This window comes from Pantoea sp. CTOTU50773 (genome assembly GCF_032082325.1).
GTDB classification, from domain to species: Bacteria; Pseudomonadota; Gammaproteobacteria; order Enterobacterales; family Enterobacteriaceae; genus Pantoea; species Pantoea communis.
The window spans coordinates 1-7,556 of sequence record NZ_DAMDQC010000191.1; the positions used below are offsets into that span (position 1 = coordinate 1).

The 7,556-nt window shown below is 55.3% G+C and carries 8 protein-coding genes; 2 read left to right on the forward strand and 6 right to left on the reverse strand.

The window, feature by feature from the left end; all coding sequences use genetic code 11:
- Positions 1-3: 3 nt before the first annotated feature.
- Genes RT340_RS20550 through pspA form a run of 6 tightly spaced genes read right to left on the reverse strand, consistent with a single transcriptional unit; the run spans position 4 to position 4,054 of the window.
- Entirely contained in the window at positions 4-1,077 is a 1,074-nt protein-coding gene (locus RT340_RS20550) for a YcjF family protein (protein WP_211728459.1), read from the reverse strand.
- Entirely contained in the window at positions 1,074-2,471 is a 1,398-nt protein-coding gene (locus RT340_RS20555; protein ID WP_211728458.1) for a YcjX family protein, read from the reverse strand. The genes RT340_RS20550 and RT340_RS20555 overlap by 4 nt, the downstream gene beginning before the upstream one ends.
- On the reverse strand, positions 2,452-2,700 hold the full coding sequence (gene pspD / locus RT340_RS20560) for a phage shock protein PspD (protein WP_097117020.1): 249 nt from the start codon (positions 2,698-2,700) through the stop codon (positions 2,452-2,454). Before pspD ends, RT340_RS20555 begins: the two co-directional genes overlap by 20 nt.
- 57 nt (positions 2,701-2,757) lie before the next feature.
- Positions 2,758-3,105, reverse strand: a complete 348-nt coding sequence (gene pspC / locus RT340_RS20565) for an envelope stress response membrane protein PspC (RefSeq protein ID WP_211728457.1) — start codon at positions 3,103-3,105, stop codon at positions 2,758-2,760.
- A complete protein-coding gene (pspB, locus tag RT340_RS20570) occupies positions 3,102-3,329 on the reverse strand; it encodes an envelope stress response membrane protein PspB (protein WP_034821383.1) in 228 nt (75 codons plus the stop codon). Before pspB ends, pspC begins: the two co-directional genes overlap by 4 nt.
- Positions 3,330-3,388: 59 nt before the next feature.
- Positions 3,389-4,054, reverse strand: a complete 666-nt coding sequence (pspA, locus tag RT340_RS20575; RefSeq protein ID WP_034821385.1) for a phage shock protein PspA — start codon at positions 4,052-4,054, stop codon at positions 3,389-3,391.
- A gap of 163 nt (positions 4,055-4,217) precedes the next feature.
- Here pspA and pspF point away from each other — a divergent pair, with 163 nt between their 5' ends.
- A complete protein-coding gene (gene pspF / locus RT340_RS20580) occupies positions 4,218-5,216 on the forward strand; it encodes a phage shock protein operon transcriptional activator (RefSeq protein WP_313377607.1) in 999 nt (332 codons plus the stop codon).
- Between the two features lie 664 nt (positions 5,217-5,880).
- Positions 5,881-7,503 (forward strand): ABC transporter substrate-binding protein SapA, encoded by a 1,623-nt coding sequence (gene sapA / locus RT340_RS20585; protein WP_200536840.1) that lies wholly within the window; start codon positions 5,881-5,883, stop codon positions 7,501-7,503.
- Positions 7,504-7,556 lie beyond the last annotated feature (53 nt).

Sequence of the window (7,556 nt, forward strand, 5' to 3'; positions counted from 1 at the left end):
ATGTTATTTAGCAGCCTGCCCTGCTTTATCCCCACTCTTAGACAGGGATTCTTTCAGCTGAACCAGTAATTCCCGACGGAAATCCCCAAGACGCGGCTTATCATCTTCCAGCCAGGGCAGTGGACGGCATAATTCCATGGCTTTGATGCCTAATCTCGCGGTCAGCAAACCGGCACCGATACCCTGTGCAGCGCGTGCCGAAAGGCGGGCCGCGATATCCTGCGACATCCAATCCATCCCCACTTCACGCACCAGTTCTGAGGCACCGGCGAAGGCCATATTCAGCAATACCAGGCGAAACAGGCGGATGCGGCTGAAATAGCCCAACTCAATGCCATAAATAGCCGCAATACGGTTGACCAGCCGCAGGTTACGCCAGGCAATAAACGCCATGTCCACCAGCGCCAGTGGGCTCACCGCAATCATCAGTGTCGATTCCGCAGCGTGGCGGCTGATCTCACGATGCGCCTGACGATCCAGCACCGGTTGCACCAGTTGCGCGTAAAGCATCACTATTTCACGATCGTTATGAGTTTCATGCAGCGCCGCGTGCCAGCGCTGCAAAGCCGGATGCGCCTGATCGAGCTGCGCCTGCTGGGCCAGCTTTTCGCAAAATGCACGGCCTTTACCGATACCGTGGCTGTGCAGTAATTCCCGCCCGATATCCCGCTCTTCGGCTCGCTGGCGCAGTCGATAAAGACGACGCCATTCGCCAATTAATGCCCCGGCTCCGGCAATCACAATCAGGCCTCCAGCCACACCGGTGCCGAGTGAGAACCAATCACGCGTGATCCAGGCATCGTGCATCCACTGAGCGCCCTGCGCGACCACGCTGATGCCAAAAATCCCCAGACCCAGACCGACCAGCTTGCGCCAGAGACTGCGTTTGGGGCGTAGCGCGGCCTCAACCACTTTTTCACCTTCGCCCTCTGCCGGCGGCTCTGACTCTTGAGTGGCAAGAAACGCGCTCTCGCTTTCCTTACTAAAAGTTTGCGCCGCACGTAGCGGTTTCTGCGCCTCATCTTCGAGCGGTCGTGCAAAATCAATGCGCGGTTTTAATGGGGTTTCGTCGCTCATCGCAATTTATCTCCAAGTAAAAATTCCAGCGCGGCATCCATGCGAATGTGCGGCAGCGGCCGATCGACATCCAACTGCTGCGGCCGGAACTGTTCAAACTGAAATCCCTGCTGCTGCCAGAACTGATACCCGGGCAAACGTGGCGGCACTTCGCCGGGATAGAAGGTCAGCGCTTCGCCGTCATGAAGACGATGACCGCGCAGCGCGGGCAGCTTTTCGCCACGATGATCCACCAGCCCACTTTCGGTGGCCTGCACCGACGCCAGTCCAAGACAATCCATGCTGATCCCTTCAAACGCCGCGTTTTGCCAGGCATCCTGAACCAGCTGTTGTAACAGCGACACCATATTGGCGTGCTGATCGGCGGTGATATGGTCGGCTTTGGTGGCGGCAAACAAGAGTTTGTCAATCACCGGGGAAAACAGACGACGGAACAACGTGCGCTGCCCGTAATGGAAGCTTTGCATCAACTGCGTCAGTGCCAGCCGCATATCATTGAACGCCTGCGGCCCGCTGTTTAACGGTTGCAGACAATCCACCAGCACGATCTGGCGGTCAAATCGCAGAAAATAATTTTTGTAGAAACCCTTCACCACATGCTGGCAGTAGTAGTTAAAGCGTTGTTGCAGCACGGCAAAGTTACTGCCTGCGGGAGCCTGCAACAGCTTGCTGGCGTGAATCTCATCCAGCTGTGGCCAGGGGAAGAACTGCAGTGCCGGGGCACCTGCCATATCGCCCGGCAGCACGAAGCGGCCAGGCTGGATAAAGTGCAATCCCTCGGTTTTGCACTGATGCAGATAATCCGTCCAGGCCGCGGCAATATCCGCCAGACGATTTTCGTCCGCTGCAGCAAAAGGATCGAGATCCTGAGATAGGCTATGCCAGCGCGCCGCCCATTGCTGGCGATCGCCCTGCAGCAAGCCCATCATCTGTCGTGACCAGCTGAGGTAATCCTGCGCCAGCATCGGCAGATCGAGCAGCCATTCACCAGGGTAATCGACAATTTCCAGATAGAGCGTGGCGGTATCTTTGAAGTGGCGCAGCAGTGATTGCTCTGGCAGATAGCGCAGCGCCAGACGCATTTCACTGACGCCGCGTGTCGGCGTTGGCCAGATGGGAGGCGTGCCATAGAGTTGCGCCAGCCCTTCGTCATAGGTAAAACGTGGCGTGCCCAGCTCACGCTGCGGCACACGTTTGACGCCCAGCAGGCGCTCTTCACGCACAACGGAAAACAGCGGCAAACGGGCGCCGCTGTGTACATTGAGAAGTTGGTTCACCAGCGAGGTGATAAAGGCGGTTTTGCCGCTGCGGCTCAGCCCCGTTACGGCAAGGCGTAAGTGGCGGTCAACACCGCGATTCATCAACGCCGCCAGTTCATTTTGCAGTCTTTTCATCCATCTCCCTGACGAAACGTGCTGACAGGCGTTTGAATACCTTACTCAGCAACGGTTCCAGGGCGGCCGCCAGAAGCAGGCGCAACGGGCGACGCGCCACCGATTTCACTGCCCAGCCAGCTAATCCGCCGGGCCCATAGGTTACTGCACTGATGATGATGAATTTCCCCGCCGACTTCAACGCAGGTGTTGCGCGGCGGCGCAGAGCAGTCATACGCGAATTGTACATCTCCACTCCTTAAGAATATGCGGTGAAGCGGACCCGCAGTGGGCCCGGCGGAAAAAATCAGATTTGACGGAAGCGGCTGCGCACGCTGAAGGTCTCGGAGGTGACGTAGCGTTCGATATCTCGCACGTTACGCTCATCACTGTTCAACGATGTTTCCAGCTCATCCAGTAAATCAAGTGCAGTTGGCGTATGCTGGTCTGGTGCATCTGCGGGCTTTTCATCCAGCACAAAGCCCAGGATGAAGTACGCCACCACGGTAAACATGAACAACCCGAAAAACAGCGACAGCACCACAATCACACGTAACAGGCGCACCGGAATATCCAGATATTCCGCCAGACCGGCACAGACGCCGCGCACTTTGCCTTGCTGCGGGATGCGCCACAATTTGCGGCCATTCATCATGGTTGCCTCCAGTTTGGATGCTCCGCATCCAGAATGGCTTCGAGTGCTTCCACACGTTCACGCATGCGGCGCGCGTCTTGCGTCAGCTGTTGCAGACGCTGCATATCGCCTGATGACAGTTCCGCGCCACCGTTGCGTTTGTTGCTGTAGTGCAGCCATAACCAGATCGGCGCCACAAAGAGCACGAAGATCGTCAGGGGTATGGCGAGAAAAAGTGCGCTCATTGACTCTCCTTAATCATTAACACTCTGGTCGAGGGGCTCAGCGTCGAGCCCTACGTCCCTTACTCGCTGCGGTTCATTTTGGCTTTCAGCGCGGCCAGTTGCTGGCTGATTTCGTCGTCAGCTTTCAGCTCGGCAAACTCCTGGTCGAGACCTTTTGGCTTACCAAAACGCTGACTCTCCGCTTCCGCTTCCATGTGGTCGATACGACGTTCGAAGGACTCGAAGCGCGCCATGGCTTCATCCAGCTTACCGCTGTCCAGCTGACGGCGCACATCGCGGGAAGAAGATGCCGCCTGATGACGCAGCGTCAAGGCCTGCTGGCGTGCACGGGTTTCGCTGAGTTTTTTCTCCAGCTCACCGATCTCGCCTTTCATGCGATCCAGTGTTTCTTCAACCTGAATGGCTTCTTGTTTGAGTGCTGCAATCAGATCGGTTAGTTTCTGTTTTTCAATCAGCGCAGCACGCGCTAAGTCTTCTTTTTCTTTGCTGATGGCCAGCTCAGCTTTTTCCTGCCATTCAGCCTGCTGAATTTCGGCCTGCTCGATACGGCGCAGCAGCTGTTTCTTTTCTGCCAGCGCGCGCGCTGAGGTGGAGCGAACTTCCACCAGCGTGTCTTCCATTTCCTGAATCATCAGGCGTACCAGTTTCTGCGGATCTTCGGCGCGTTCCAGCAGGGAATTGATGTTAGCGTTCACGATGTCGGCGAAACGAGAAAAAATACCCATAATGATGTTCCTCTATTTGTCATGTGGTTGTGCGGTGCACGGTTTCTTAATACAAATGGCGTGCCAACTTTTAATTTATTGATTTTGCTCAATTTGCATATTTTACATTCGCACAAGCATCCATTAAGGTAGTGAAATTGATTAACCAGTGGCGAAATTCATCATGGCAAATGGCAACGATAACCTGTTGGGCGAATCGAATAACTTTCTGGAGGTGCTGGAGCAGGTTTCCCGTCTCGCGCCACTGGAAAAACCGGTATTGGTGATAGGCGAACGCGGAACCGGGAAAGAGTTGATTGCCAGCCGCCTGCACTACCTCTCCGACCGCTGGCAAGGGCCTTTTGTGTCGCTGAACTGCGCAGCGCTGAATGAAAACCTGTTGGATTCCGAACTGTTCGGCCACGAAGCCGGGGCGTTTACCGGGGCGCAAAAACGTCATCTTGGTCGCTTTGAACGCGCTGATGCCGGCACCTTATTCCTCGATGAGCTGGCGACCGCGCCGATGCTGGTGCAGGAGAAGTTGCTACGCGTCATCGAATACGGCCAGTTAGAGCGTGTTGGCGGCAACCAGTCGTTGCAGGTGAATGTGAGGCTGGTGTGCGCCACCAATGAGGATTTACCCGCGCTGGCTGCGGCAGGAAAATTCCGCGCCGACCTGCTCGATCGCCTCGCTTTTGATGTGGTGCAACTGCCGCCGTTGCGCGAACGCCGCAGCGATATCCTGGTAATGGCAGAACACTTTGCTATCCAGATGTGCCGCGAGCTCGGCCTGCCATTATTCCCCGGTTTCAGCGAACGTGCTCAGCTCACGCTGCTCACCTACAGCTGGCCGGGCAACGTGCGCGAATTGAAGAATGTGGTTGAACGCTCGGTGTATCGCCATCACAGTGCAGAAGAGGAACTGGATAACATCATTATCAATCCGTTCGCTCCGCGCAGCGCCCCGCCTGAAACCCTCCCCGAGCCCAGCTCCAGAGGCTTACCCTCCCTGCCACTCGATCTTCGTCAGTGGCAAAACCAGCAGGAACGCGACCTGGTCGAAGCCAGCTTGCAACAGGCAAAATACAACCAACGCCGCGCCGCCGAGCTACTGCGCGTTACCTACCATCAATTGCGCGCCATGATGAAAAAGCACGGCATTCAGGCGCGGGACGAAGATTGAACACCAAAGCGCGTGCTGCAAACGCTGCGGCGCCGAATTACTGCGGATGACGTACCAACAATTACGATAAATTATGAACAAGCACGGTATCCGGCACGTGATATGGATTAGCCTTAGCCACATAAGATGAAAATGTGCACCCTGGTGATTATTAGGGCGTACATCGTGGCTTTGCTGCTAGCGGAGAAGTCCCCACATCATCGTTTAACTGGTCGAAAGATTTTCCAACGACAGCTCAGGTGTGGGTCGGTTTTCCCTAAAGCTTTTGTGCTGATGCAAGGCGGCAAGTGCACTAATCCCCGGGAGCATACATCAGTATGTGACTGGGGTTAGTGCGCGCAGCCAACGCAGCAGCAGTGCAAAAGATGACGGGAAAAACGACACACAAAAAAAAGCCCGCACTAGGCGGGCAACTTAATACTGGAAGCAATGTGAGCAATGTCGTGCTCTTCTTCGGTAGAGCCACCGTCGAAGCGCAGAAGAATAATAATCATTCTTATTATCATCTGTAAAGCCCTAATTGAGAATTTTTCTCATTTCCACACTAACATTGTGATTACCCCTTCGCCAGATTGGCGAAAAACAGCGCAGAACCATCATGAATTTGGGGAGTGCGTGACGTTTGCGATACACTCACGCTATTGCCTCAGAATCGTTGAGTTCTATGCCAAAATTATTCTCCTCGCTGCTGCTCGGTCTCAGCGTATTGAGTGCGTCTGCGCTGGCCGCACCAACCAATAATATCCGTAATAGCGGTTTTGTTTATTGCGTCAATGGCACGGTCAATACCTTTAATCCACAAATGGTCAGCAGCGGCCTGGTTGTGGATACGCTGGCGGCACAGCTCTATGACCGCCTGCTGGATGTGGACCCTTACACTTATCGCCTGATTCCAGACCTGGCACAGAGCTGGGAAGTGCGTGACAACGGTGCCACTTATCGTTTTCATCTGCGCAAAGATGTCTCTTTCCAGCACACAAACTGGTTTAAACCCACGCGAAAAATGAATGCCGATGACGTGGTGTTCAGCTTTGCGCGCATGTTTGACCGCCAGCATCCATGGCATAACGTCAACGGCGGCAGCTATCCCTACTTCGATAGTCTGCAATTCTCGGACTCGGTACAAAGCGTTAAAAAACTGGACAACGACACGGTCGAAATCCGTCTCAACAGTCCGGACGCCTCTTTCCTCTGGCACATCGCTACGCATTACGCGCCAATCCTGTCACAGGAATACGCCGACAAGCTGACGGCGAAAGGCCAGCAGGAGCGTCTGGATCGCGAACCGGTGGGTACCGGACCGTTCCAGTTGAGCGAGTACCGCACCGGGCAATATCTGCGCCTGGCGCGTAATCCGCAGTACTGGAAAGGTGTGCCGCGTCTGCAACAGGTGGTGATCGATCTTGGCGTGGGCGGAACGGGACGTCTTTCGAAATTGCTCACCGGCGAATGCGATGTACTGGCCTATCCGGCAGCCAGTCAGCTATCCATCCTGCGTGATGACCCGCGTTTACGTATGACGCTGCGCCCCGGCATGAACATCGCCTATTTAGCTTTCAACACGCGTAAACCGCCACTGGACCGCCCGGAAGTGCGTCACGCGCTGGCACTGGCGATCAATAACGAACGCCTGATGGAATCGATCTATTACGGCACTGCCGAAACCGCCGCCTCCATTTTACCGCGTGCTTCCTGGGCGTATGATAATGATGCGCGGGTCACTGAATACAATCCGGCGAAAGCTCGTGAAGCGCTGAAAGCGCTCGGGCTGGAAGATCTGCACTTGCGACTGGTGGTGCCTACCACCTCACAATCCTGGAACCCCAGCCCACTGAAAACCGCTGAACTGCTGCAAGCCGATTTGGCTCAGGTTGGCGTGCGCGTCACCATCGCGCCGGTGGAAGGCCGTTTCCAGGAAGCGCAGTTGATGGCGATGAATCATGATCTGACGCTGACCGGCTGGGCAACAGACAGTAACGACCCGGACAGCTTCTTTCGGCCACTGTTGAGCTGTGCAGCCATCCGCTCGCAGACCAACTTTGCGCACTGGTGTTCACCGGCCTTTGATGAATCATTGCAACGGGCGCTGTTGTCGCAACAACTTTCGGCGCGCATCGACAGCTACGATCAGGCACAGCAAATTCTGGCGCAGGAATTACCGGTATTGCCGCTGGCGTCATCGTTGCGTTTACAGGCATATCGCCATGATATTAAAGGTCTGGTGCTAAGTCCGTTCGGGAATGCCTCGTTTGCCGGGGTTTACCGTGATGAGAGCAGCGAGGAATAAGCATGATCATCTATATATTGCGTCGCCTGCTGTTGCTGCTGATCACCCTGTTT